The sequence below is a fragment of the Viridibacillus sp. FSL R5-0888 genome, assembly GCF_038009105.1.
GTDB lineage: Bacteria > Bacillota > Bacilli > Bacillales_A > Planococcaceae > Viridibacillus > Viridibacillus arenosi.
In genome coordinates this window covers 963,029-988,945 of the sequence record NZ_JBBPAU010000001.1, presented here as the reverse complement: position 1 = coordinate 988,945, position 25,917 = coordinate 963,029, and the positions used below count along the sequence as shown (strand labels likewise).

Here is a 25,917-nt window from a genome sequence, read left to right as displayed (position 1 = left end):
GGACTACTCATCTATTGAGTAGTCCTTTTTCATATAAAAGCCACTTAGTAAAATTACTAAGTGACTCTTGCTTTCATTATCTTAATAATGTATTTGCATCTACATAAGGATGGTTTAATGCTTCTGCAACAGCTGCAAAAGTGACATGACCATCTAGCGTATTTAATCCTTTTTTCAATGCTTCATTGTCTAAGCAAGCTTGTTGATAGCCTTTGTTTGCAATTTGCAAAGCGTAAGGAACAGTATTGTTTGTAAGAGCCATTGTTGAAGTACGTGGCACAGCTCCTGGCATATTTGCTACTGCATAATGCACTACTCCATGTTTCACATAAGTAGGATTATCATGGGTAGTAATACGATCAGAAGTTTCGAAAATACCACCTTGGTCAATTGCAATATCAACTACTACAGAACCAGGTGACATTGACTTGATCATTTCTTCTGTTACAAGCTTAGGCGCTTTTGCACCTGGAATAAGCACTGCTCCAATTACTAAATCTGAATTTTTTACAGACTCAGCAATATTGAATGGATTTGAAATAAGAGTTTGAACATCACGACCAAATTGGTCATCTAATACGCGTAAACGTTCTGGGCTTAGGTCGATTATTGTTACGTCAGCACCCATACCAATTGCAATTTGCGCTGCGTTTGCACCAGCCATTCCTCCACCAATAATAGTGACTTTACCACGTGTTACTCCTGGTACACCACCAAGAAGAATACCTTTACCGCCTTCCATTTTCTCAAGATACTGAGCACCAATTTGAGTTGCCATGCGTCCTGCAACTTCACTCATCGGTGTTAATAAAGGCAATGATCTATTTGGAAGTTGCACTGTTTCGTAAGCAATCCCTACAACTTTTTTATCAAGCAATGCTTGTGTTAATTCTGGCTCTGGTGCTAAGTGTAAATAAGTAAACAGAATAAGTCCTTCATGGAAATAACCATATTCAGATGCAACTGGTTCCTTTACCTTCATCACCATTTCTTGAGACCAAGCTTCTTCAGCTGTCCCTACAATATGTGCCCCAGCAGCTAAATAATCTTCATCTCCAAAACCAGATCCTAGACCGGCTCCCTTTTCGATGAATACTTCATGTCCGAAAACTGTTAAGTTGACCACCCCAGCAGGTGTCATAGCAACACGGTTTTCATTGTTTTTAATCTCTTTTGGAATACCAATCTTCATAATCCATCCTCCTAATTGTGAAAAGATATTAACTCTTGTTGTATTAATAAAATGAACAAGTAACTCTACTTAAAAACAAGTTCATTCTAACAGATTTTAACACTCATTTGTGTATTAATTTAGAAAATTATATTTTTTAATAATTCTATCAATATAAGTCTTTTGTAAAATTCAATATTCATACCCAATTGTTCACACTTTTTTTGGAAAGCCTTCACAATAACTTCAATATTATGGTGTTTATTTGTTTCTATTGGGTGGTATAATAATATTAAATATAAAGGAGGAATTACATATGACATTATCTTATAACAATATCATCGTGGCTGTAGACGGTTCTGCAGAAGCAAAATGGGCGTTCAAAAAAGCTGTTGGAATTGCTAAACGTAACAACGCAACGTTAAATTTAGTAAACGTAATCGACACTCGTTCTTTTGCTGCTGTTGAAGCATATGACCGTTCAATTGCTGAACGCGCTCAAACTTTTGCTCAAGAATTGCTTGCTGGCTATAAAAAAGATGCTGAAACAGCTGGTGTAGAAAATGTTAAAGTTTTAATCGAATACGGTTCCCCAAAAACAATTATTACAAAAGAAATCTCTAAAAAATACGAAGTAGATTTAATCATTTGTGGTGCAACAGGTTTAAATGCTGTTGAACGCTTCCTAATCGGTAGTGTTTCTGAAAACATCGTTCGCTCTGCTAAATGTGATGTACTTGTAGTACGTACACCAGAACCTGACGCTGAATAGTTATTAAATAAAAAGAGGCTCCTAATAATAATTAGGGCCTCTTTTTTACGTATTATTTCTGCTCTTTTTTCCAAATTTGTACTTTTGTAAAGAACATTTCTAACGCTTGCTTATTCGTCATACTAGGCACTTTAGCAAGTAGTACTTCTTTCACAGGCTTTCCATCAGTACTTTTCTTTTGTAAGATAAATAAACTCTTCGAATGTGCTTTATTTGAAAAAAGTGAACTCGGTAATTGAATTACTGCTTGAATCCACACTGTTTTTTGTAAATATTTATACAAACCTTGTGCTTGTTCTGATTCAAAAATATTCTCTGGTACTAAGAAGAATAAATATCCGCCATCCTTCGAATATTTTAACGACTGCTCGATAAATAAGTGATGCGCATATGTCATACCTTCAGTAGACTTCAATTCAAATTCTTTTGCTACTTCTTCATTTGGATAATACCCTACTGGTAAATCACAGACTACTGCATCAACCGGATCTATCATTAAATTTTGCAATGCGTCTTGACGGAAAAGTGAAACTGGCTGCTCTGTTAAATCAGCTGCCGCGGCCGCTAATTGAATTAGTAGCTCGTCAATATCTACTCCAACTCCATCTGCACGGTCTTGTAATAAATTCATCACGGTTAATAGCAAATTCCCCGTACCAACTGCTGGATCAAGAAGTTTGATTTTAGCACCATCATTCTCTTCACTATCCATAAATTGTTCCACGAAATAACCAACTAATAACCCCAATGCATCTGGAGTCATTTGGTGATTAGGTTGTGCGTTTTCACGCATCCCTTTTAAAATAGCCAGTTGAATCGCCTTACGAATATCTTCTTTTGAAGCCACTTTTCCAGCCGGTACATTATCGCCATCTAACCATGCATTCAATACTTCTAAAACACTATCTAAATAGGTTAATTCTTGTTCTTTCTCTATCTTCTGAGCATTGTCATTAATAAAAGAAAAGAGTTTTTCAATTGTTTCCATATATACTCCTTCAAACGTGAAACCCACTCATAAAAGACAGAGTGGGTTTCATGTTGTTTTAATTATTAGAATCCTTATTTCACTAGTTCTTTAACAGCTGCTAATGCACCTTCATAATCTGGGTGGTTTGTACCTTCTGATACATACTCTGCATAAACAACTTTTCCATCTTGGTCTACAACGAAAACAGAACGCGCTAATAAACGAAGTTCTTTCATATGTACACCATAAGCATCACCGAATGACATATTACGGTGATCCGATAGTGTATAAACATTTTCGATTCCGTTCGCACCGCACCAGCGTTTTTGAGCGAATGGTAAGTCACATGAAATTGTTAAAATGGCTACGTCTTCGCCTAACTCAGAAGCAGCTTCATTGAAACGACGTGTTTGTGCATCACAAACACCTGTGTCAATTGAAGGTACTACGCTTATTAAACGAATTTTACCTTCATAATCTTGTAATGTTTTTTCAGAAAGATCTGGAGCTACCACTGTAAAAGCAGGTGCTTGATCACCTGCTTTTACTTCGTTACCTACTAATGTTACAGGGTTATTTTTAAATGTTACTTGTACCATTTCAACGCCTCCTTGTATTTAATCTTACTCGAAGCTTTTAGGCTCTTGCAACTGAGAAACCTCAGAATCGACTGCTTCTTTATTAATTGATAGATTTTCCTCTTCTTTTGATTCAGCAACAGTAGTTTTTTTATGTTCCACTCGTACCATCTTATCATGTTTTTCATAAGTATTTTCATGAACTACAATTGTATCTGCAATATAATCATGTAATCCTTTTTTATTTGGTGTAAAAGCTACCATCCAGTAGATGACTGGTAAAGTAGCAGAAAAGAATCGCCCAATCCATTCTCGGAAAATAACCGTACCCCACTTTAACTTTTCTTCCTTTACATGGACCACTTTCAGTCCAAAGACCATTTTCCCTACTGTTTGATTCCAAAATTTCGTCATAATAACAAAATATAAATAGAAAATAACACTAGAAACAATTGCTACAGGTGCATACCATGGCGCATTATCAGTATCGATTCCAAGTATAGTCACAATCGGATTCACTGTTAAGCCAGAAATTGCACTAATGATAGCTAAATCTAATAAATAAGCCCAAAACCTCACCCAGAAGCCTGCTGGTTTTAACTGATATTGCTCTATTTTTCTAACCTGTACCGGCTCTTGACTAATCGTGTGTACCTCAACAAATTCCGTCAATTTTCATCGCCCCTTACTCATCACCGTACATATACATCATACGTGGTGCAGAATTGTAGTTAGAAAGAATTTTACTAATTGCTTGTGTTTCAGCAGAGGCGCCAAATAGATTGTTCATTTTCACAGAGAATAGTGAAGTCCAATCTTCTGAAGTAGCATATTCAAAAACTTCAGCACCTTCTAGTTTATGATCCTTTTTCATCGCTTCAATCGTATCTTCTGCATAACCAAATTCATCAGCTAAGCCAGCTTTAATAGCCTGTGTACCATTTAATACTCGACCATCAGCAACTTTCTTAACATCTTTTTCACTCATGCCACGGCCATCTTCAATAACATCAACAAAACGTTCATAAGAATCATTAATCATTTCCTGTAACATATCGCGCTCATCAGACGTCATTTCACGTGTAGAGCTCATTATATCTTTGTACTTACCTGTTTTGATTGTTTGAAATTCAATTCCATATTTTTCTGCTAATTTACCGTAATTCAAGCCTTGCATGATTACACCAATTGATCCAGTCATCGTCTCTTCATCTAAAAAGATTTTATCAGCTGGTGCTGAAATATAATAACCACCTGAAGCAGCCATTGATCCCATAGATACATACAATGGAATTTCACGATTCTGTTGAAGTTCTTTTATCTTGTCATAAATCTGTTTCGATTCAATAACAGTACCACCTGGTGAGTTTACTTTTAATACTACACCTTTAACAGATTTATCATCTATAATCGACTCTAATTGATTCATAAAGAACTGATGATTATAGCTTGCAGCTCCGCCTAGTAAAGAACCAGAACCTCCGTTGTCTTGAATTGTACCGTTTACGGATAAAACAGCAATTCTTTTATTTAAGTCACCTGATTCGATTGGCATTTCACTGTATGTAGTACCATTAGACATATTAAGCACGTTATCGAATTTTGATGTAAAATCCGTCGTAGCAACTTTTAATACAGTATTTACACCAATCGAAGTAACGAATAATAATGCAGCTGCTCCTAAAGCGATCCATCTTTTTGTATTCATCTTCTCTTTTCCTCCTTTTGCCTTCTATTAACTTACGAACCAAACTTCTAAATGTTTCGATTTTTTTCAAATTACTAATTTTTAGATTTTCTTACTTCTATAATTTTAGTAATTGAAAATAATATTAATGCTACCCAAATGAATGAAAATGATAATAAATCTATTCCACTAAATGATTCCCCATAAACAATTACACCTAAAAATAACATTATAGTTGGTGATACATATTGGATAAATCCAACTAAATATAATGGAATCTTCTGCGCTCCAGTAGCAAATAATATTAATGGCACCGCAGTTACAATACCCGTTCCAATAATAAGTACATCCGTTTTCAAATCAGTATGTAAAAATGAAATATTTCCGTGGAAATAAACATAAACATAATATGCCACGGCGACAGGTAATATAAAGAATGTCTCTAAAACTAATCCCCTTGTGGCATCAACTAACACTTTCTTTTTCAGTAAACCATACACACCAAATGTCAATGCTAAACCGAATGACAGCCAAGGAATCTGACCATATGAAATAACTAATATTAAAACGCCAATTGCGGCAATTATGAAAGACAATACTTGTGCTTTAGATAGTTTTTCTTTTAAAAAGAATATCCCTAATAAGACAGATACTAATGGATTCATATAGTAACCTAAGCTTGACTCCACGATATGATTATTATTAACAGCCCATATGTATAAAAACCAATTTAGTGAAATTAAATAAGCTGCAGTAACGAGTAACCAAAATGATTTTGGTTGTTGCCATAACTGTTTAAAATCCAATAATAACGTTTTTCCTTGCTTCATGATGACCACAAATAATAACGTTAAAATAAATGACCAAATTACTCGTCCTGCTAAAACCTCTTCGCTTGCAACATGTTGTAACCCTTTCCAATAAAGTGGAAAGATCCCCCATATTATATAAGCTCCTAAGGCAGAAAGTATACCTTTCTTTTCTTCATGCATAGTAACACCTCTTTCTATATTAAGTTTATAGATTACCGCTATAATTATATGACTTTAGTGTGCGAAAGTAAACGTAACATAAAAAAGAAGGCCTATCCCTCTGCGATATTGCAGTGACTATAGACCTTCTAATTCGCAACCATTATGCTTTATTTAATTCTAGATTTCTTAATTCAACACGACGGATTTTACCCGAAGTTGTCTTAGGTAATTCATCTATAAACTCAATCGCTCTCGGATATTTATAAGGAGCTGTTAGCTGTTTCACATGGTCTTGTAACTCTTGAATAAGAGTAGTTGAACCTTTATCTTCTTTATTTTTTAAAACGACAAATGCTTTTACGATATTACCGCGAATCTCATCTGGACTTGCAATCACCGCGCACTCTTGTACTGCAGGGTGTTTAACTAAAGCATCCTCTACTTCAAATGGTCCAATTGTATATCCTGAACTAATAATAATATCGTCAGAACGCCCTTCAAACCAGAAATATCCATCTTCATCCTTTTTAGCTTGATCTCCTGTAATGTAATAATCACCACGGAATTGCATGCTAGTTCTTTCCGGATCTTTTAAATACTCTTTAAAAAGGGCAGGCGTTGATACATGAACAGCGATATCGCCAACTTCGCCAGCCTCGCATGGTTTACCATATTCATCAACAACATCAACGATATTGCCTGGTGTTGGTTTCCCCATTGAACCTGATCTTGCTTCCATTCCCTTCATCGTACCGACTAATAATGTATTTTCTGTTTGCCCATAGCCATCTCTCACTTCTAAGTCAAAAAGTCTGGCAAACACATCGATTACCTCGCGATTTAACGGTTCTCCTGCAGAAACGGCACTGTGTAATGCAGTTAGATTATATTCTCCTAAACCGTCCACTTTCGCCATAATACGATATTCCGTTGGTGTACAGCATAATGCATTTACTTTATATTTTTCTAATAGTTGCAGGTATTTTGTTGCTTCAAATTTGCCATTATAAACAAAACCAGTAGCTCCACTTCCTAATACCGATAGAAACGGGCTCCAAATCCATTTTTGCCAACCAGGACTTGCAGTTGCCCATACTAGATCACCATCTTCAATACCAAGCCAATGAGCTGCCGCTGTTTTTAAATGTGCGTAAGCCCAACCGTGCGTATGGACAACACCTTTAGGATTCCCTGTAGTACCACTTGTATATGATAAAAACGCCATATCTGTATTTTTTGTCGGTGCCATTTCAAATTGTTCAGATGTTGTTTCTGCTTCTTGAATAAGTTCAATCCATGGTTTATGTGCTTGACCAATAACAAAAAGTTTTAAGCCTTCTAAATGTTTTACTTCATCAAATTGTTCAATATATGGCTCATAAGAAACAATGGCTTTGGCTTCACTATGTACAAGGCGATAATCGATATCCTTAGCACGTAACATTTCAGAACTAGGAATGACAACTAATCCTGCTTTTAGTGCAGCTACATAAGTAACATATGCTTCGATTAAACGAGGCACCATAATAAGGATTACATCACCTTTTTTTAAGCCATGGTTAGTAAATACATTCGCCACTTTATTTGCCTTTTTTATTAAACCAGCATAAGTGATTTCATCTGTATTACCGTTTTCGTTTTCATAAACAATGGCTTTCCTTGCCTCATCATGTATATACTTTTCAAATTCCACAACTAAATTATAGTCTTCTGGCGCAAGTAAATCTTCGCGTTTCATGAAAAACTCCCCCTTAAGATGCTCATATTAAGAACATTTATATTATACAGAAAATTCAAAATTTGTACAACTCACATACACCATCAAGTCTTAGTACTAGGTAACAAAAATAACATAAAAAGAAGCCGATGACAAATCTGCCACCGGCTTCTCCTTTGGTTACATAATCATTTGATTATTTGTTGTAACCTTTTAATTGTTGCTCTGCCATTTGCACTAATCGCTTAGTGATTTCTCCGCCAACGGAACCGTTAGCACGCGATGATGCGTCTGGACCAAGTTGCACTCCGAATTCTTGTGCGATTTCGTATTTCATTTGGTCGATCGCTTGTTTAGCACCTGCTACTTCAAGTGGATTTGAATTTGAATTTGCCATGTGTATCACCTCCTTGTGAATATAGAATGCGCTGAAGGAGGGATTTCATACGGGCAAATTACAGGAAATTCTTTCTTCTATTAGAGTAAATCTGCAAATTCATCTTGCTTCTGCTTCGGAAACGTATGAATTTCGCGGTTTTTCACCGCTTTTTGAATCATTTCATCGAAGTCAGTAAAGCTTTCGTAATATACAACTTTCTCTAATTTCGGTTTTGTTTTTGGACTTGCTGGTGTAAATACCGTACAGCAGTCCTCATATGGACGTATTGAAATATCGTATGTGTCAATTTTTCTTGCTACATCGATAATTTCTAATTTATCGTATGTGATTAATGGACGTAAAATAGGCGTTGAAGTTACTTCATTAATAGCAGCTAAGCTTTCTAAAGTCTGGCTTGCTACTTGTCCTAAGTTTTCACCCGTTACAATTGCAGTTGCACCTATTTCTTCACGTACTGCATCTGAAATCTTCATCATCATACGACGTGTCGATGTCATAGTTACATTTTCTGGAACTTGTTGTTGGATTACTTGTTGAATTTCAGTGAATGGAATGATATGCAGACGTACATTCGCGCCTAAGCGACTCATTTTTTCAGCTAAATCTTTAACTTTTTCAAGTGAACGATCACTTGTATATGGTGGGCTAAAGAAATGAATTGCCTCAATTCGCACTCCGCGTTTCATCATATAATAGCCTGCAACTGGACTGTCGATACCTCCAGATAATAATAGCAATGCCTTTCCGTTTGCACCGACTGGTAAACCACCTGCTCCAGGAATTACTTCTACCATCATATATACTGCATGTTCACGTACTTCAATACGAAGTTCGATTTCAGGTTCTTTCATTTGAACATGTAAATTTGGAATATTACTTAGAACATGTCCACCCATTTCAAGTTGTAACTCATAAGTGTCTAATGGAAATCTTTTATCTGAACGTTTTGCATTTACTTTAAACGTTTTACCATCTGTATTGATTGATTTCATAATATTAATCGCAAGTTCTTTCATTGCGTCCAAAGTCGGTTCGCATTTTGCAACTGGACTAAAAGAATGAATGCCAAAAACTGTTGGTAAGCGTTTAATCAGTTCTTCCATATCTTCGTCATTATCACTGCTAATATACATACGATCTCGTTCTGCACGAATTTTCATATCTGGTATATCTGCAAATGAAAATCGTAAATTTTCTCTTAAACGTGTGATAAATTGTTTTCGATTACGTCCTTTTGTTGTTAATTCACCGTAACGTATTAGTATTTCATGCCATTTCATAGTTGAATTGTCTCTCCTTTTAATTGTTTCATCATTTTCGCAAATACTACTTTAAATTGTTCGATATCTGAATTGGTTAAGCCATTGCCAAGACTTATACGAATAACACCCTTTTCAAAACTTTCTTCTATTTGAAGTGCTTCTATAACATGACTAATACTTGAATCTTTTGAGGAACACGCACTAGATGTGGAAACGATAAAGCCTTCACTTTGCAATGCATTGACAACAACTTCACCTTTTAAGCCTCTTACGCTGCAACTTATAATATGTGGTGCACCATCGTTACTTGAAATAACATGGACATGATAAATTTTATTTAAAAATACATGTAGATCCTCGCGCCACTTTCTAAATTTCGTTGTATTCTCTGCCATTTGCTCCACAGCTAGGCGCATGGCTTTTGCTAATGCAACATTTTGTGGCACTGCAACAGTTCCACTACGGTAGCCTAATTCTTGTCCGCCACCATGTAGTATCGGTTGAATTTTAATGCGCTTTGAAAAAGCTAATAACCCTGTTCCTTTTAAGCCATTTATTTTATGACCAGAAATAGTTAAAGCATCTGGACCATTATCTCCTTGAAATTGCACTGGCAATTTTCCGAAGCTTTGTACTGCATCCACATGGAAAAACGCACGGCTATTTGGGCGTATAATCTTTGCAATTTCCGAAATCGGTTGAATAGCTCCCATTTCATTATTTACATGCATTATACTAACGAGCACCGTATCTTTACGAATTTTACTTCGCAGATCCGATAGTATAATCCCTCCGTTATTATCGACGTCAATAAATTCTAATTCGAAGCCTTCATTTGTTAAATGACGAGCACTTTCGATGATAGATGGATGTTCGATAGCGGAGATTAGAATATGTTTGCCACGATGCTGATTGGCTCTAGCAAGACCTTTAATAGCAAAATTATTTGATTCTGTTCCACCTGATGTGAAAATTATATGCTCAGGCTCTGTTTTTAAAATTTGTGCGATTTGCTCTCTTGCTTTCATTAATAATGTATTGGCTTCTGTACCCATTTGATGAAGGGAAGCTGGATTTGCGTAATATCGTTCATTCGCTTGTATAAAAGTTTGCAATACGGCTGAATCTGGTTTTGTCGTCGCGCTATGATCGAGATAAATCAATTGTGTAACCTTCCTTCCAAAAGAAAGCCACCTGCACTCTACCGTGCGGTGGCTTTATGCTTCTCTTATTATGAACGTCAATTGTCGTCTTTGGCAAGTACTTGAATTTTTTTCATAGCACCTGGTTCGGCTGCTTCTACGGCTGTTGCAGCATTTTCTAGCGCTTTTGCATATCGGAATTCCCGGAATGCCTGCTCAGCCTCTAATAATCGTTGGTGCATCGTTGGATTGGATGCACGATAACGGTTACCATATTGAATAATTCTTTCAATTAATAATACGTTTTCAAGCATTTCTGTTGCTGTATTATGTACATCTTGAATACATTTTTCAGCGGTATCCAAATTCTTATGTACGGCTACCATATTTAATGGAACTTCTTTTAAGCTTTGAACAACTATAAATAACTGTTCTTCCGCTTCTTCTAAACGGATATCCATTTCTTCTGGAATTCCTGGAATATTTGCCTTATTTAACATGCGATCTGTTTCATGCAATAACTGCTTTAGATTTCCAAGTGTAGCTCTTGCTTTATTTTCATCAATTCTTAGACTCTTTAAACGATCAGCAAATCGATCTTGCTCTTCAAATAAACGTTCTGTCTCTTCTTTAACTCCCTTTAACTCCTCTTGTAAGCTAGAATAGGCAGATTGCTCTTCTTTTACTTGAATAGATAGTAATTCATATCTCTGACGAACTGACATCAATTGTTGTTTACAATTTGAAGGAAGTGCAGCATCTTTTTCTGATAAATGATATCCTTTTTGAACTTCTTCTGCTTCTTTTGCTGTTTCATCAGTTGATACAATAACATTTTCTAATCGTGTACCAATTTGTTCAAAGTTTTCATCAACAAATCGCTTAGCCATCACTTCTTTTTCTAATGCATCATAAAATGAATCGATTTCATCTTTGATTTCATTTACTCGATGCTGTACTGAAGTTATGTTCAAATCAGCAATTTGTTGTTTAAATTCATCAATACTTTCTTCCATTACATCTAACTTTCCATTCAGTTCTAAATGTTTTAAGAAGAAAGATTGCTCTTCCATTTCGCGTTGACCATTGCGTAGTTCATGAATATGAGATGGAATCTTATGCTGAATATCCGTTAATAATGCTGGAATTTCATTTATCAATTTGAAAATATGTTGACCTTCTTCATCTAACGTAATAACAATTTCTCTTGCTTGTAAATAGTTACCTGATTCTGTTAGTACTTCATATTCTTCAAATTTCGGATTAAATGTCTCCAGACGTTTTTCTAACGGACCTGCAGCAGGACCATATGAATACTGATGAGCTAACAACGTTTTTCTAGCTGAACGATACTGATCCTTCAGCTGTTCAATTTCAATTCTGTTTTTCTCTTCACTACCGATTAATTCACCAAGTTCTTTTAAAATTTGGATCATCTCTTGATCGTACTCATTAATACGTGATTCAATTTCTTTTTCAATGTCAGTCGCTTTGCCAAACTGGAATTTATCCACAAGTTCTTCAGCATCAAATAATAGCACGTCGATTTTAGGCATTTCAACGTCCATAAGCTCCGTCCATTTATTGCGCCAGCGCTCAAACATCTCTTCTGTTTGACCATTCATATTCAGAGCTTTCACTTTTGTTAACTCTTCCAAAACGGGTTTGTTTTGAATTTGAAGTTTTTTCTGATCCAACCTCTGAATTTCTTTATTATGTTTTCGACGCAAAATAAAAATGAATGCTACTATAATACATAGTACGATTATAACGGGAATGATATACTGCATCGTAAGACCCCCTGTTCCTAAATCACTATTTCAGCCAATTAATTAACCTTAATATTACCATGTTTTCGGTGAATTTGTTTACCGTTTGCACGTATTTTAAAAAAATATCTGCCATTTCACTATATTATACAAGTTGGAGGAATATTTCATGAAACGAGATGCTCACATTCACTCACCTTTTTGCCCTCACGGAACGACTGATGATTTTGAGAAATACATAAAAAAAGCAATCAATTTCGGATTTACCGACATTACATTTACAGAACACGCACCTCTTCCTAGTGGCTTTATTGACCCTACACCTATGAAGGATAGTGGTATGGAAGCCGAACATTTAATTCCATACATAGAGAAGTTAAAGGAATTAAAAAAACAATATGCCTCACAAATTCGTATCCGTATTGGCTTAGAAGTCGATTTTATTTCCGGTTATGAACAACAAACACGGGACTTTTTAAATGTTATCGGTCCGCAGTTGGACGATGCTATTCTATCAGTTCATTTTTTAAAACATGACAATACCTATACATGTATTGATTTTTCAAGTGAGACGTTCCTGGAATTTGCAGAAGCAGTTGGAACAGTTAAAGAAATTTACAATTTATATTATGAAACAGTAAAAGAATCTATTTCTGCTGATTTAGGACCTTACAAACCAAAGCGAATCGGTCACCCGACACTCGTTCATAAATTCCAATTAGCACATCAACAAAAAATCGATGATCATAAACAAATCGAAGAGATTTTACAACTGATGGCCGTTAAGGACTATGAACTAGATGTCAACGGAGCCGGCTTGTCAAAAAAAGATTGTAAAGAACCTTATCCTCCATTACAATATGTTAAACTTGCTGACGCACTAAAAATCCCAATTGTTTTTGGCTCTGACGCTCATCAAGTTACGGATTTACATCAACACTATGATAAAATTTTCCCTTTAAGATAATATAGAATGGAGAGATGAAATGTTTACACAATCTTCTTATACTGGCAACTCAGCAGAACAATATGCATTATTAGCGAAGCAACTTGATGCTTTATTAGAAGGCGAAACAGATACAATTGCTAATTTAAGCAATGCCTCCGCATTATTAAATCAATTTTTAGACACCATTAACTGGTGTGGATTTTACTTACATAAAAACGAAGAATTATTGTTAGGACCATTCCAAGGGTTACCTGCCTGTGTCCATATCGCAATTGGACGTGGAGTTTGTGGTACTGCAGCAGCGAAACAAGAAACGATCGTCGTCGAAAATGTGCATGCATTTCCAGGTCATATTGCTTGTGATGCGGCTTCTCAATCAGAAATTGTTGTCCCAATCATCGTTGAAGGTAAACTTTTTGGTGTACTTGATATCGATAGCCCTATTCAAAATCGCTTTTCAGATGATGATCGTAAAGGTATAGAACACTTTGTGCACGTATTAACGAAACATCTTTCATTCTAAAATACCAAAAGAGTTACGCTCACAATTGTATTGGGCGTAACTCTTTTTTAAGATTTTAATTTGTGACATCATCCATCTCAAATAAACGAAATTGATTTTTGCCGTTATTTTTCGCTTCATATAATGCAATATCAGCATTTTGAAATACGCTATGAAAATTGTGATTAAGATTTTTTTGCCAAGCAGCTACACCCGAAGATACAGTTACAGATGGCGTTGTTACTTCAGGTACAGATGCAACAATCTTATCAACTAGATCAATTGATGCCAATAATGTTTGGTTAGGTAAATAGATAGCAATTTCTTCGCCACCCCATCTAGCACAAATGCCTTGCTCCTGCACCGTGTCTATCAAATGTTGCGCAATCGTTACTAAAATCGCATCACCTTTTTGGTGTCCATATGTATCATTGATCATTTTAAAATCATCAATATCTAATAGAATAAAGACACCACCTTCATCCTTATCCATCGAAATTTCAACATATCGATCCAAATATTTTCTAGCAAATAATTTAGTTAAATGATCTCGATCGACCATTTCTTGAAGTTGATCACGTAAAATTGTATTAGAAATCGCCAACGAAGAATGACGTATTAAAGATTGCATTAGTTTAAAACTATCAAACGAAAAGAAATACGGATTATTATGTAAGACAATACTAAAACCATGTACTTTTTCTCGAATAATAATAGGTATAGCCATCATTGACATAAGCGAAACTTTATCAACCACTAATTTGCTGAAATCTGCTACAAATAACGCATCTGTCGATTCATCAAAATGATCACCGACATATTTCAAATATGGCATAGATTCATTTTCAAAGAAAAAGTCTGTACTCCCCGTTGTTACTTGATACACATCATTTTCTTTTAAAACAAAGCAAATCTCATCAGGATTGAACGACTTTGTTAACTGTTTTGCCAGAAACAATAACATTTCTTCTTGATTCAATTTCATATTTAAACGGTGCGAAGTTTCATTTATAAGTTGGAGATCTGAAACTAGACGATGTGATTGATGATATAGTTTTGCATTTTCTAATGCATTCCCTGATGTTTCAGCTATATGCATAATAAGGTCTTTCTCTTGTTTACCAAAAACATAATTTAGCGGTGCAAAAATTTGTAACACCCCATAAATTCCTTGACGGCCCTTTATAGGTGCATTTAATACACACCATTCTATGTCTGTTGCCTGTTCAATTTTCAAATCACCAGAGACAAATGCTTCTATAGTAGAAGAACGCTCTGACATATAATCAAATGTATGTGTATCAACAGTTAAATGACGATCTTGGTCATTTGATAAAATAAGTTTTGATTCAAACTTTGGGAGGGCACTTCTGACACCATGAAGAAGTGCTTTCAGTATTCGATCAATATCCATAGATGAATGGAAAATACTAGTCATTCTAACTAATTCAAGATTCATCTTTTGTTCATATGTGGCTCTAATATTTTTTTGTATTAACTGAATCACACGCGAGATTAGTATTTCAAAATCATAAATATACTTTGTCTTCGCAAACTCTTTCCAATCCACAGTTTCTTGCACAATGATAATGCCAAACGGTTTCTGATTTACTTCCCGTAAAACTATTACATCATCGGCAAAATCATATTTCTTTTTCAAAATATCAACAAATGCGCTTGGGAATGGATAATCTTGATGAAGATGCTGCTCTAATAATTTACTCGGAATACCTTGCGTTATATTCTCATGTGCTGCATCGATTGAGACAGGGTAGAAGTTATCTTTATCTAAATGTAAGTATTCACTTTTTGAAATACCGAAGTATTGTAATAGGATTCCTTTTAATAGTTCGAAATATTCACTACTATTAAGTTTTTCATCTATTAAATCCATCCACAAGTCTAGGATCTGACATTTTACATTTTGCATTGTTTGTTGATAATCTGCCATGCAATCACCTTTTCCTTCAAAACATGCTATATATGATCTTGTCTAATTCTATTATACATAAAATAAGTCTTTTCAACTATAGTTCTTTTGGAAAAAACTTCTTGAATTCGAGAAATCGTATCAAAACTCCTTGTTTTATCGTTTATCTACTTGTTTTATCTGTTCTACAATCTCTCATTTACCTTGACACATTACTATGTAAAAGTTACAATGGTCTTTGTGTAAAATAAACGCAGCAGTTGTATGGTTTTATTGCTTTCATTTTATTCCTCCAGAAATGGATGGTGTAACACGTAACCCTTTGGCTGCATGGGCGAAGTTGCATGAAAATAAAATGTCAATAATTCTGGATACATCTGGTTTTTATTTTACAACAAAATAAAACCAATTAAAGGAGGAGACTCTCTATGTCTCGTTATACAGGTCCATCATGGAAACTGTCTCGTCGTCTTGGTATTTCACTAAGCGGCACAGGTAAAGAAATCGAAAAACGCCCTTACGCACCAGGACAACACGGTCCTAACCAACGTAAAAAATTATCAGAATACGGTTTACAATTACAAGAAAAACAAAAACTTCGTCATATGTATGGTATGAACGAACGTCAATTCCGTACTCTATTCGACAAAGCTGGTAAAATGCAAGGTATCCACGGTGAAAACTTCATGATCCTTCTTGAAACTCGCCTTGATAACTTAGTTTACCGTTTAGGTCTTTCACGCACTCGTCGTGGATCTCGTCAATTAGTAAACCACGGCCACATTTTGGTTGATGGTAAACGCGTTGATATCCCTTCATTCCGCGTAAAACCAGGTCAAGTGATTTCTCTTCGTGAAAAATCTCAAAACCTTACTGCAGTTAATGAAGCAATCGAAGTAAACAACTTCGTACCAGAATACCTATCATTCGATGCAGACAAAAAAGAAGGTACTTTTGTACGTCTTCCAGAACGCAGCGAATTATCAGCTGAAATCAACGAAGCTTATATCGTAGAGTACTACTCTCGTTAATCTTTGTTCTTTCCAAAACCTTGTACCCGTTTTATCGGGTACAAGGTTTTTTTATTACATATTATCCACTAAATTAAAACTAATTCCTTTTTAAGCTACCTTTAGAAAAGTAGTATAAAAAAAGACTAACGAACATCCAAAAAATTTGGATGTTCAATTAGCCTCGAGTGGAAAAGAACTAGATTATTTACTAATTAAAACTCTACATTTGCCCAATAAATGAGAACGTAAAAATAATAACAATAATAAGTAAAACGATAAAAGCAAGGAAGCCCGGAATGAAAATCGTGAAAAATGCACGCCAATTAGAAAAGCGATGTGTCTCTGCAACTACCCCTACGTTAATAACAACCGCCCAAATAGTAACACAAAACGTGATTAGACTCGAAACTAGAGTTACTATAAGATTCTTCACTTCAAGATAATCGCTATCCATCCGAAAGAAAGTTTCTGGTGAAAATGCCATCCATAATAATAAAATGGGTGCTAACCAAATATGAGGAATTGAAGATAACCCCATTACTTTGAACATCTCATTATAAGTTGCCTTGCCTTTAAATAACTTTCCTATTAGTAATATTACCCCTGCCCCAATAGCAGATGAAAACAATCCAATAAATGGTCCACCAATTACACAAATTAATAGTATACCCCAAGTTGGAATATCTAAAGGTAATTTCGAATCCATAGCACCGAAGAGTACGCCCGCCATTCCTCCGAGCAATATGAACATGATAGCGTAACCTAATCCTTTATAATCAAGAATATACCTGGCCGTTTTTTTAGGATGCAACCAAATAGAGAAAAATGGATGTAACACCTCTTGCTGCTTTGTTTCTTGTAATTCATTCATTTATTATTCTTCCCTTCTAGTTTTCTGTTTAAAGCATACCAAATATTAGATAGGTATATTGTATTGAAAACATATTTATGGAAAATATGAAAAACACAACAATAACGCTGTTTAATCAAGTCCTTAAGCTTTTTTTCAGCAATCCTTAAAACCGAAATTTTTGATTTTACAATTACGCTTCCACCCAATAATCATATTGGTCGATAAAACACCTTGATTTTTTTAGTGTTTAGCCACATAAAAAAGAGTATGCGAAATGCATACTCTTTAATACGATTCTTATAGCTATAATTTATTCGACATCACCTGTCCAAGCTAACATGCCACCATCCATATTAACTACATTAAAGCCTTGATTTTCTAAAAACATTGTTGCGTTGCCACTACGGCCACCTGAACGGCAAACCATAATGTACTCTTTTGTTTTATCTAATTCATTCATACGAAATTCAATTAAACCTAAAGGGATATTGATGGCTGTTGGAATTATACCTGCTGCTACTTCATCCACTTCACGAACATCGATTAAATTCAATTCTTTACCCGATTCTAATAATTGTTGTACTTCTTCTACTGAAATTGATTTCATTTTTATTATCTCCCTTACCCCACCTGGTATATAAAATATTGAAAATAAGGAAGAGACGATTATCGACTCTTCACTAATAGATCTACAGCTTCTTTTATTAAAGTTTCTTTATCTTTCCCCTTAAGCTCATTTTCATCTTCCATGCAACGTACTAAATTAGTACTTACAATAAGTCCGATCGCGCGATCAATTGCTGAGCGAGAGGCAGATAACTGTGTGATGACATCTTTACATTCTTTTTCTTCTTCAATCATGCGGATAATACCTTTTAACTGGCCTTCTATTCGTTTCAAACGATTCTTAATTTGATCATTATACTCCATATTATCGTCACCTCAATTCAAGCATATCGTGTAACATTTATAGATACTATACCCCTAAAGGTATTGTGTCAAGTAAAGATGTTATAAACAAATTAGTTGAAAACTCATACCCTCCATAGTATATTAAAAATACCTACCAGGGTATATAGAAGTAGCTATCGAAAGGAGGCAATAACGAAATGAAATTGGACGTGACCGTTTATTCATCCACAAATTGTGGTTACTGCGTATTAATGAAAAATTTTCTAAACGAACAAAACATTCTCTATAAAGAAGTAAATATTCAAGAAAAGCCTGAAATTGTGCAAGAACTAATGGCAGCAACAGGTCGTCTCGGAGTCCCCCAAACCAATATTAATAGTAATTGGGTGCTTGGTTATGACCCAATTTCTGCTATGAAAATTATCCAGCAACTAACAACAACTAATAGAAACGGAGAACTACAATAATGGAATGGATTATCTTACTACTTGCAATCGCTATTTTTATTTACTTCCGCACCAAAACAGCAAAAGGTGTAAAAAATATTTCTACAGCCGATTTAAAAAATATGCTAAATGACAAATCTAAGCAACTTATCGATGTCCGTACACCTGGTGAATATAATACCCAACATATTGTACAGTTTCAAAATATCCCACTAGATCAACTACCTAGCAAAGTAAGTAAACTCGACGCCAACAGGGAAATCATCGTTATCTGCCAAAGTGGTATGCGAAGTGCTCGAGCTGCTAGTATTCTTTCAAAAGCAGGCTTTACTTCTGTTTATAATGTCAAAGGTGGTATGAGTCGATGGTCATAACATAGCATTACTACTCGCCTTTTCATCTATAACCAAAAATAGCCATTCGTTATGTTATAATGACACTTAACGAATGGCTATTTTTTTAAAGGAGGTCTTTTATTAATGAAAATCATATCAATTTGCCCTAGTAATACTGAACTACTCACCTATTTACAACTTGAGCATCAGTTAATTGCTATAGATGATTTTTCTGATTGGCCATCTTCTATTCAGCATTTACCACGCCTTGGTCCGGATCTTTCTATTAATATGGATTTGCTTGAAAGCATGGAGCCCGAGCTCGTCATTGCTTCGCTTAGCGTTCCTGGAATGGAGAAGAATATTGAGGAACTCGAGCGTCGTAAAATCCCACATCTCGTTCTAAATCCTAATAGTCTACAAGAAATTGCTGACGATTTACGTATACTAGGTAAAGCATGTGGCGTACTGGAACATGCTGAGATAAGAGCTGCTGAATTTGAGAGCTTTGTTTCTAGCATGAAGAAAATAGGCGAAAGTTGCGAAATTAAACCTTCATTATATTGGGAATGGTGGCCAAACCCCATTTTCACACCAGGCGGTATTAACTGGTTGACTGAAGTAAGTGAAATTGCGGGTGGTGTAAACCTCTTTGCTGATGTTGAATTAGCTAGTGTACAGACTGAATGGAACGATGTATTAAAACGAAATCCTGATTATGCGTTTTTAGCTTGGGTCGGTGTTCAACACCACCGGATTAAACCTGGACACCTTCTGAAAAGACCAGGTGCATCAGAAATGACTGCTATAAAATTAGATCGCCTACATGTAATGGAGGAATGGCTCTATTGCCGTCCTTCGCCTAGGTTACTAGAAGGTGCTTTGAAATTGGCAACCTTAATACATCCCATAGAGTATGAAAGTCTCGCGTTACCTGAATGGATAATTGAAAAATAAGATGAATTTAATAATAGTAGAAGACTTTTCACATTGAGTGAGAAGTCTTTTTTTGTAACCCTTTTTATATTTCAATATTTTACGATTAAATAGGGTTATTTTCTTACAAAAGAGCCTACTCTATGTATAGAAAGGTTTTCTTAAATATTCATAATATTTATAAGTTCTATGCTTCTTTGTATAAATTCAAAAAAGACTACTGCTCACTTTAGAATGAACAGTAGTCTTGATGACTAATTATTAGTACTTTAATCAACATATTCAGCTGCTCGAGGTCACTTCCACTTTCTCGGACAAAAGCTGAAAAAATGCTTTTGTTTCGAAAGTTCCAGTGCTTGTCGAAGGCCCACAGGATGTGGGTCACGTAACCGTTGCGGCAGGACGCCGCGCACTTAGGTTACGTTCCTTAAAACGAGCGCCTTCAGCATTTAATTGAACTGTACCATGTGGTATTTCTTTTTACCTCTTCTTACGATTGCAAATGCATCTTCTAGGCGATCTTTGGCGTCTACAGTGTATGCTAAATCTGTAATTTTTTCGCCGTTGATTGAGATAGCTCCGTTTGTTACATCTTCACGCGCTTGACGTTTTGAAGATGAAATTTTAGCTTCGACGATTAGGTCGACAATGTTTTGATCTTCTTTCGCGATTTCAACAGAAGGTACGCCACTAAATGCTACTTTCATTTCTTCTACCGAAAGTGCTTTTAAGTCACCTGAGAATAATGCTTCTGTAATACGAATTGCCTGTTCTAAACCTTCTTCACCGTGGATTAATTTTGTCATTTCAGCAGCTAATGCTTTTTGTGCTTTACGTAGATGTGGCTCAGTTTCTACAGCAGTCTCTAATGCTTCGATTTCTTCACGAGATAGGAATGTGAAGATTTTCAAGTATTTCACGACATCAGAGTCAGCTGCATTGATCCAGAATTGGTAGAACTCATATGGCGATGTTTTTTCAGCATCTAACCAAACTGCTCCTCCTGCTGTTTTACCGAATTTTGTACCATCCGCTTTTGTTACAAGTGGAATTGTGATACCAAATGCTTTTGTTTCTTCTTCATGGGTTTTACGAATCACTTCTAGGCCAGTTGTAATATTTCCCCACTGGTCAGAACCACCTACTTGAATACGGCAGTTGAAGTTGTCGTATAAGTGGTTAAAGTCAATACCTTGAATAATTGTGTAAGCAAATTCAGTAAATGAAAGACCAGTATCTAGGCGAGATGAAATTGTATCTTTACCAAGCATATAGTTTACATTGATTAATTTACCGTAATCGCGTAGGAATTCAATAGTATTCATTGAGCCAATCCAGTCGCGGTTGTTTGCAAGTTTTGCCCCGTTTTCTGAATTAAAATCAAAAATACGCTCTAATTGTTTTTTTATTCCTTGTACGTTTTTCTCAACTTGTTCAACCGTTTGTAATTGGCGCTCTTCAGAACGACCTGATGGATCACCAATCATACCAGTAGCGCCACCGACTAATAGAATTGGTTGGTGACCTGCAATTTGGAATCTTCTTAAAGTAAGTAGTGGCACGATATGTCCGATATGCATGCTATCTGCAGTTGGGTCAACACCACAATACAAAGAAACAGATTCCTCATTTAATAATTTTTCCATACCTTCAGCATCTGTTTGTTGGTACAGTAGGCCACGCCACTGTAAATCTTCCAATAATAGATTTGTCATATTCCTTACCTCCTAATATAAATAAAAAAAGTCCCTGCATATTAATATGCAGGGACGTTAATCACAATTTAACGCGGTACCACCCAGCTTGAAGAAAAAATGATTCTTCCGGCTCATACGTCTTAACGCGACGCTTACGTTCTCGCTCCAAATGTGTAATTCGTGTCCATATTATGACTAGCTTACACCAACCGCTAGCTCTCTATACAGGGAATATGTTCACTACTGCGCACTTTTCAACGCTCGAAAAACTATTAATGACTATTGTACTTCATTTAGATTCATTGTCAATAAATATTATTAGTCATAAATCAATTATGGTATAATTAACGAGATTTTAGGAGGTCGATTTAGTGATAGAACAATTTAAAAAATGGGTTGAAAAAATAGACAATCTTTTTCAAGAAATGACTTCTATGAGATGGATGAAAACACTACGTATAACATCAAGCGTAATCTGGAATTTATGTTTATTATTTATCACATTAGCAGTTATAGGTTTTATATTTGTAGGGTCTATTGGCGCTGGATATTTTGCTTCCCTCGTAAAAGAAGAGCCTCTGCGAGCAAAAGCTGAAATGCGTAGCGACATTTTAACTTATGATGAAACAAGTGATCTCTACTTCGCAGGTGGAAAATATTTAGGTAAAATGCGTTCGGACTTAGAACGACGCGAAACAACTCTAGATAAGGTCTCGCCTAATGTAATTAATGCAGTACTAGCTACTGAGGATGAATACTTCTATGAACATAACGGGATTGTACCAAAAGCAGTTTTCCGTGGATTGTTACAAGATGTAACGAACTCTTCAACTCAAACAGGTGGCTCCACATTAACGCAGCAATTAATTAAAAACCAAATTTTAACAAACGAAGTTTCATACGAGCGTAAAGCTAAGGAACTATTACTCGCAATGCGACTTGAAAAATTCATGGACAAAGACGAAATTTTAGAAGCTTATTTAAATATTATTCCTTATGGTAGAAATGCATCTGGTCGCAATATTGCTGGAATCGAAACAGCGGCTGAAGGTATTTTCAATAAAAAAGCAAGTGAACTTAACCTTGCACAAGCTGCCTATATCGCAGGGATTCCACAATCACCTTATGCCTATACACCATTTACACAGCAAGGAAAGCTTAAAGATAAAGATTCATTAGCACTTGGTGTTAACCGTATGAAAACTGTTCTATATCGTATGCATGAAACAGGCTATATTACGGACAAGCAGTATAAAAAAGCCTTGAAATACAAAATTAAAAAAGATTTCCGTAAACCAGAACTTCGCCCAGAAGAAAAGTATCCATATGTAACATACGAAATTGAAAGCCGTGCAAAAGATATAATGGCTACTATTTTAGCTAAAAAAGATGGATTAGATCCAAAACGATTAAAAAATGAAAAGAAATTAAAAGAAAAATATACAATCTTAGCAGATCGTGAATTGCGATCAAAAGGTTACAAGATTTACTCTACGATTGATAAGAAAATGTATGATAATATGCAAAATGTAAAAGATAACTTTACCTATTACGGTGCTACATTTAAAAAGACTGTTACAGATTCAGAGACTGGAAAAAGCAAACAAGTTGATGTGCCTGTACAAGTTGGTAGTATTGTCATGGAAAACAAAACAGGTAAAATTTTAAGCTTTATCGGTGGTCGTGACTTTAAATTAGAAGAACTAAATCATGCGACTCAAGCCAAACGTTCAAATGGTTCTACTATGAAGCCACTTCTAGTTTATGCACCAGCGATTGAATATGGATTAATCGGGGCAGGTAGTCCTGTAGTCGATGTGAAATTCAATATTAACGGATGGTCTCCATCCAACTATACTGAAAGTGATAACCGAGGTATTATTTCGGCACGTGAAGCATTAAAAGACTCTCAAAACTTACCAGCAATCCGACTGTACAGCCAAATTATGAACCGTAGACCTGCTGATTTATTAGTTAAAAACGGATTCTCAAATTTGGATGCAGATGATTACACGAACTACTCAACTTCTATTGGAGCGCTAAAATACGGTGTAACTGTGGAAGAAAATACGAATGCATTTGCAACATTTGCAAATGGAGGTAAATTCGTAGATGGTTATATGATTTCTAAAATTGTTGACTCGGATGGCAAAACAGTATATAAACACAAATCTAAAGCGAAACAAGTATATAGTCCTCAAACTTCATATATCATTACGGATATGATGCGTGATGTATTGAAACAAGGAACTGGTACAACAGCAAATGCTGGCCTGAAATTTAGTGCAGACTTCGCGGCTAAAACAGGTACATCTCAAGAATATAAAGACGTTTGGTTGGTTGGATACAATCCTGACATTTCACTAGGTGTATGGATGGGTTATGATACACCACAAACACTTTATCAATACAATGAGACTTACTTGCAACCAAGTACTCGTATTAATTTGTTATGGGCTAAACTGATGAACTCTGTTTATGATTCTAATCCAAAATTAGCTACAGCATCTGGCAAACGCTTCTCTGCTCCTGCAGGTGTAGTAAGTCAAACATTCTGTGGTTTGTCTGGTCGAGCATTATCTTCAGCATGTTCAAAAGCAGGCTTTTCACGTACTGATTTATTTAACTCTCAAGTGATGCTACCTACTAGTCCAGATGATAGTTTCAACTCAAGTGGTGGCTTAAATCCTGACTTTATCTCTCGTATGTTAGGTATCCTAGGTGGAGATCCTGCAGGTATTCTATCACCAAAAGAGAAAGAGAAATTAGATGCTGCGAACAAACCTGATGATGAGAAAGACCAGGATAAAGATAAGAATAAAGATAAAGATAAACAACCGAATAACAATTCTTCAAATTCAAACGTAAATACTGACAAAGACAAAGATAAGAACCAGAAACCTAATTCAGATAATAATAAACCGACAACAGACAAAGACAATACAACAGAGCAAGATAAAGACAAGGACCCAAGTACCGATAAGGACAAGGATAAAGATAAAGATAAAGATAAAGATAAAGATAATAGTACTGAAAACAATGGTACTAGTAACAATAATTAACCCTTATCAAGGAGCATTCTACACACTTGTAGAATGCTCCTTTTTTATACTTATTAATTACATTTAAATCTCATTGATTACACCTTTTATCACCTCACAAACTTACGACACTAGACATATAATTTTCTCATTTATGTGATTATTCTCTTTTTCATTCATGTATAATTGAAATACAATATCTTAGTAAGGTGGTGAAATAATGGAATTTATTAAAACTTATTACGGCGTTAATATGGAAACTAAATCAGGTCAAATTGTAGTTGAAGGTCCTATCCCACCTGAGCAATTAGAAAAACTAAAATTCCATGAGGATTTAACAGCTTTTCGTGTTGCTAAACAACAATTTAAAGCGTTAATAGGAATAGCCAAATTACCTGAAGGACGTATTATTATTGCACGTAATGAGGATACCATCGTCGGTTATGCTACCTTTTTATACCCTGATCCATTAGAACGTTGGTCAGAAGGGAAAATGGAAAATTTAATTGAGCTTGGAGCAATTGAAGTCATACCAGATTTTCGCGGAACAGGTGTAGGTAAACAAATACTTCGCGTATCTATGATGGATGATGCGATGGAAGACTATATCGTTATTACAACCGAATATTATTGGCACTGGGATTTAAAAAGAACCGGACTAAATGTTTGGGAATATCGTAAAATCATGGAGAAAATGATGAATGCGGGAGGTCTGGAGAATTTCGCCACGGATGAACCTGAAATCTCTTCACACCCTGCGAATTGCCTAATGGCACGTATTGGTAGTAGAGTTGATAGTGAATCAATTCAAAGGTTTGATCAGCTACGTTTTAAAAGCCGTTTCATGTACTAAACAACTAA

Annotated in this window: 25 protein-coding genes and 1 other annotated feature; of the genes, 9 read left to right on the top strand and 16 right to left on the bottom strand. The window is 35.5% G+C overall.

Features of this window, described 5'->3' with window-relative positions; translation table 11 throughout:
- Positions 1-76 precede the first annotated feature (76 nt).
- Positions 77-1,192, bottom strand: coding sequence for an alanine dehydrogenase (gene ald, locus MKY02_RS04905; RefSeq protein WP_076034308.1), 1,116 nt, complete (start codon positions 1,190-1,192; stop codon positions 77-79).
- Positions 1,193-1,487: 295 nt separating this feature from the next.
- Between ald and MKY02_RS04900 the strand changes: the two genes are divergently transcribed.
- Entirely contained in the window at positions 1,488-1,943 is a 456-nt protein-coding gene (locus MKY02_RS04900; RefSeq protein WP_038187813.1) for a universal stress protein, read from the top strand.
- 52 nt (positions 1,944-1,995) lie between these two features.
- Here the strand turns inward: MKY02_RS04900 and MKY02_RS04895 are convergent, their stop codons facing one another.
- The 10 genes from MKY02_RS04895 to ezrA all read right to left on the bottom strand — a co-directional run bounded on the left by MKY02_RS04895 (position 1,996) and on the right by ezrA (position 12,463).
- Complete coding sequence (locus tag MKY02_RS04895) at positions 1,996-2,931, bottom strand: class I SAM-dependent methyltransferase (RefSeq protein ID WP_038187824.1); 936 nt, start codon at positions 2,929-2,931, stop codon at positions 1,996-1,998.
- A 74-nt stretch (positions 2,932-3,005) separates the two neighbouring features.
- On the bottom strand, positions 3,006-3,512 hold the full coding sequence (gene tpx / locus MKY02_RS04890) for a thiol peroxidase (RefSeq protein ID WP_038187829.1): 507 nt from the start codon (positions 3,510-3,512) through the stop codon (positions 3,006-3,008).
- A gap of 24 nt (positions 3,513-3,536) precedes the next feature.
- Positions 3,537-4,163: an RDD family protein gene (locus MKY02_RS04885; protein WP_076034307.1), complete on the bottom strand. Its 627-nt coding sequence runs from the start codon at positions 4,161-4,163 to the stop codon at positions 3,537-3,539.
- A 13-nt stretch (positions 4,164-4,176) separates the two neighbouring features.
- Positions 4,177-5,199 carry a signal peptide peptidase SppA gene (gene sppA, locus MKY02_RS04880; RefSeq protein WP_038187834.1) on the bottom strand — a complete coding sequence of 341 codons (1,023 nt, stop codon included), beginning with the start codon at positions 5,197-5,199 and terminating at the stop codon, positions 4,177-4,179.
- Positions 5,200-5,273: 74 nt separating this feature from the next.
- Positions 5,274-6,170, bottom strand: a complete 897-nt coding sequence (gene rarD, locus MKY02_RS04875; protein ID WP_340710732.1) for an EamA family transporter RarD — start codon at positions 6,168-6,170, stop codon at positions 5,274-5,276.
- 142 nt (positions 6,171-6,312) lie between these two features.
- Positions 6,313-7,890, bottom strand: a complete 1,578-nt coding sequence (gene mbcS / locus MKY02_RS04870; RefSeq protein WP_076064937.1) for an acyl-CoA synthetase MbcS — start codon at positions 7,888-7,890, stop codon at positions 6,313-6,315.
- A 175-nt stretch (positions 7,891-8,065) separates the two neighbouring features.
- The gene (locus tag MKY02_RS04865) at positions 8,066-8,266 is read right to left on the bottom strand and encodes an alpha/beta-type small acid-soluble spore protein (protein ID WP_038187843.1); all 201 of its coding nucleotides are present in this window, start codon (positions 8,264-8,266) and stop codon (positions 8,066-8,068) included.
- A gap of 80 nt (positions 8,267-8,346) precedes the next feature.
- Entirely contained in the window at positions 8,347-9,549 is a 1,203-nt protein-coding gene (gene thiI, locus MKY02_RS04860) for a tRNA uracil 4-sulfurtransferase ThiI (RefSeq protein WP_038187845.1), read from the bottom strand.
- Positions 9,546-10,694, bottom strand: coding sequence for a cysteine desulfurase family protein (locus MKY02_RS04855; protein WP_038187847.1), 1,149 nt, complete (start codon positions 10,692-10,694; stop codon positions 9,546-9,548). Before MKY02_RS04855 ends, thiI begins: the two co-directional genes overlap by 4 nt.
- Before the next feature lie 77 nt (positions 10,695-10,771).
- Positions 10,772-12,463 (bottom strand): septation ring formation regulator EzrA, encoded by a 1,692-nt coding sequence (gene ezrA, locus MKY02_RS04850; protein WP_076034306.1) that lies wholly within the window; start codon positions 12,461-12,463, stop codon positions 10,772-10,774.
- Positions 12,464-12,611: 148 nt separating this feature from the next.
- On the opposite strand from ezrA, the gene hisJ reads away from it, so the two are divergent.
- Together hisJ and MKY02_RS04840 are read left to right on the top strand one after the other, a co-directional pair.
- A complete protein-coding gene (gene hisJ, locus MKY02_RS04845) occupies positions 12,612-13,409 on the top strand; it encodes a histidinol-phosphatase HisJ (protein WP_076064938.1) in 798 nt (265 codons plus the stop codon).
- A 19-nt stretch (positions 13,410-13,428) separates the two neighbouring features.
- Positions 13,429-13,914, top strand: coding sequence for a GAF domain-containing protein (locus tag MKY02_RS04840; RefSeq protein WP_076064939.1), 486 nt, complete (start codon positions 13,429-13,431; stop codon positions 13,912-13,914).
- A 55-nt stretch (positions 13,915-13,969) separates the two neighbouring features.
- Here the strand turns inward: MKY02_RS04840 and MKY02_RS04835 are convergent, their stop codons facing one another.
- The gene (locus MKY02_RS04835) at positions 13,970-15,844 is read right to left on the bottom strand and encodes a sensor domain-containing diguanylate cyclase (protein WP_340710729.1); all 1,875 of its coding nucleotides are present in this window, start codon (positions 15,842-15,844) and stop codon (positions 13,970-13,972) included.
- A gap of 407 nt (positions 15,845-16,251) precedes the next feature.
- Between MKY02_RS04835 and rpsD the strand changes: the two genes are divergently transcribed.
- Positions 16,252-16,854, top strand: coding sequence for a 30S ribosomal protein S4 (gene rpsD, locus MKY02_RS04830; RefSeq protein ID WP_038187861.1), 603 nt, complete (start codon positions 16,252-16,254; stop codon positions 16,852-16,854).
- 202 nt (positions 16,855-17,056) lie between these two features.
- On the opposite strand, the gene MKY02_RS04825 is transcribed toward rpsD, so the two are convergent.
- The 3 genes from MKY02_RS04825 to MKY02_RS04815 all read right to left on the bottom strand — a co-directional run bounded on the left by MKY02_RS04825 (position 17,057) and on the right by MKY02_RS04815 (position 18,619).
- Positions 17,057-17,707 carry a Yip1 family protein gene (locus tag MKY02_RS04825; RefSeq protein ID WP_038187864.1) on the bottom strand — a complete coding sequence of 217 codons (651 nt, stop codon included), beginning with the start codon at positions 17,705-17,707 and terminating at the stop codon, positions 17,057-17,059.
- Positions 17,708-17,999: 292 nt separating this feature from the next.
- A complete protein-coding gene (locus MKY02_RS04820) occupies positions 18,000-18,296 on the bottom strand; it encodes a rhodanese-like domain-containing protein (RefSeq protein WP_038187868.1) in 297 nt (98 codons plus the stop codon).
- Between the two features lie 59 nt (positions 18,297-18,355).
- Positions 18,356-18,619 (bottom strand): metal-sensitive transcriptional regulator, encoded by a 264-nt coding sequence (locus tag MKY02_RS04815; protein WP_038187870.1) that lies wholly within the window; start codon positions 18,617-18,619, stop codon positions 18,356-18,358.
- Between the two features lie 179 nt (positions 18,620-18,798).
- Between MKY02_RS04815 and MKY02_RS04810 the strand changes: the two genes are divergently transcribed.
- The 3 genes from MKY02_RS04810 to MKY02_RS04800 all read left to right on the top strand — a co-directional run bounded on the left by MKY02_RS04810 (position 18,799) and on the right by MKY02_RS04800 (position 20,339).
- Entirely contained in the window at positions 18,799-19,068 is a 270-nt protein-coding gene (locus tag MKY02_RS04810) for a glutaredoxin family protein (protein ID WP_038187873.1), read from the top strand.
- Positions 19,068-19,421, top strand: a complete 354-nt coding sequence (locus tag MKY02_RS04805; protein ID WP_038187876.1) for a rhodanese-like domain-containing protein — start codon at positions 19,068-19,070, stop codon at positions 19,419-19,421. The genes MKY02_RS04810 and MKY02_RS04805 overlap by 1 nt, the downstream gene beginning before the upstream one ends.
- A 105-nt stretch (positions 19,422-19,526) precedes the next feature.
- Positions 19,527-20,339, top strand: coding sequence for a cobalamin-binding protein (locus MKY02_RS04800; RefSeq protein WP_038187879.1), 813 nt, complete (start codon positions 19,527-19,529; stop codon positions 20,337-20,339).
- A 428-nt stretch (positions 20,340-20,767) separates the two neighbouring features.
- Here the strand turns inward: MKY02_RS04800 and tyrS are convergent, their stop codons facing one another.
- A complete protein-coding gene (gene tyrS, locus MKY02_RS04795) occupies positions 20,768-22,033 on the bottom strand; it encodes a tyrosine--tRNA ligase (protein WP_038187882.1) in 1,266 nt (421 codons plus the stop codon).
- Between the two features lie 47 nt (positions 22,034-22,080).
- Positions 22,081-22,282 (bottom strand) — a binding site (T-box leader).
- Between the two features lie 158 nt (positions 22,283-22,440).
- On the opposite strand from tyrS, the gene MKY02_RS04790 reads away from it, so the two are divergent.
- Both MKY02_RS04790 and MKY02_RS04785 read left to right on the top strand, forming a co-directional pair.
- Positions 22,441-25,077, top strand: a complete 2,637-nt coding sequence (locus tag MKY02_RS04790) for a transglycosylase domain-containing protein (RefSeq protein ID WP_340711676.1) — start codon at positions 22,441-22,443, stop codon at positions 25,075-25,077.
- A gap of 199 nt (positions 25,078-25,276) precedes the next feature.
- Entirely contained in the window at positions 25,277-25,909 is a 633-nt protein-coding gene (locus tag MKY02_RS04785) for a GNAT family N-acetyltransferase (protein ID WP_038187885.1), read from the top strand.
- Positions 25,910-25,917 lie beyond the last annotated feature (8 nt).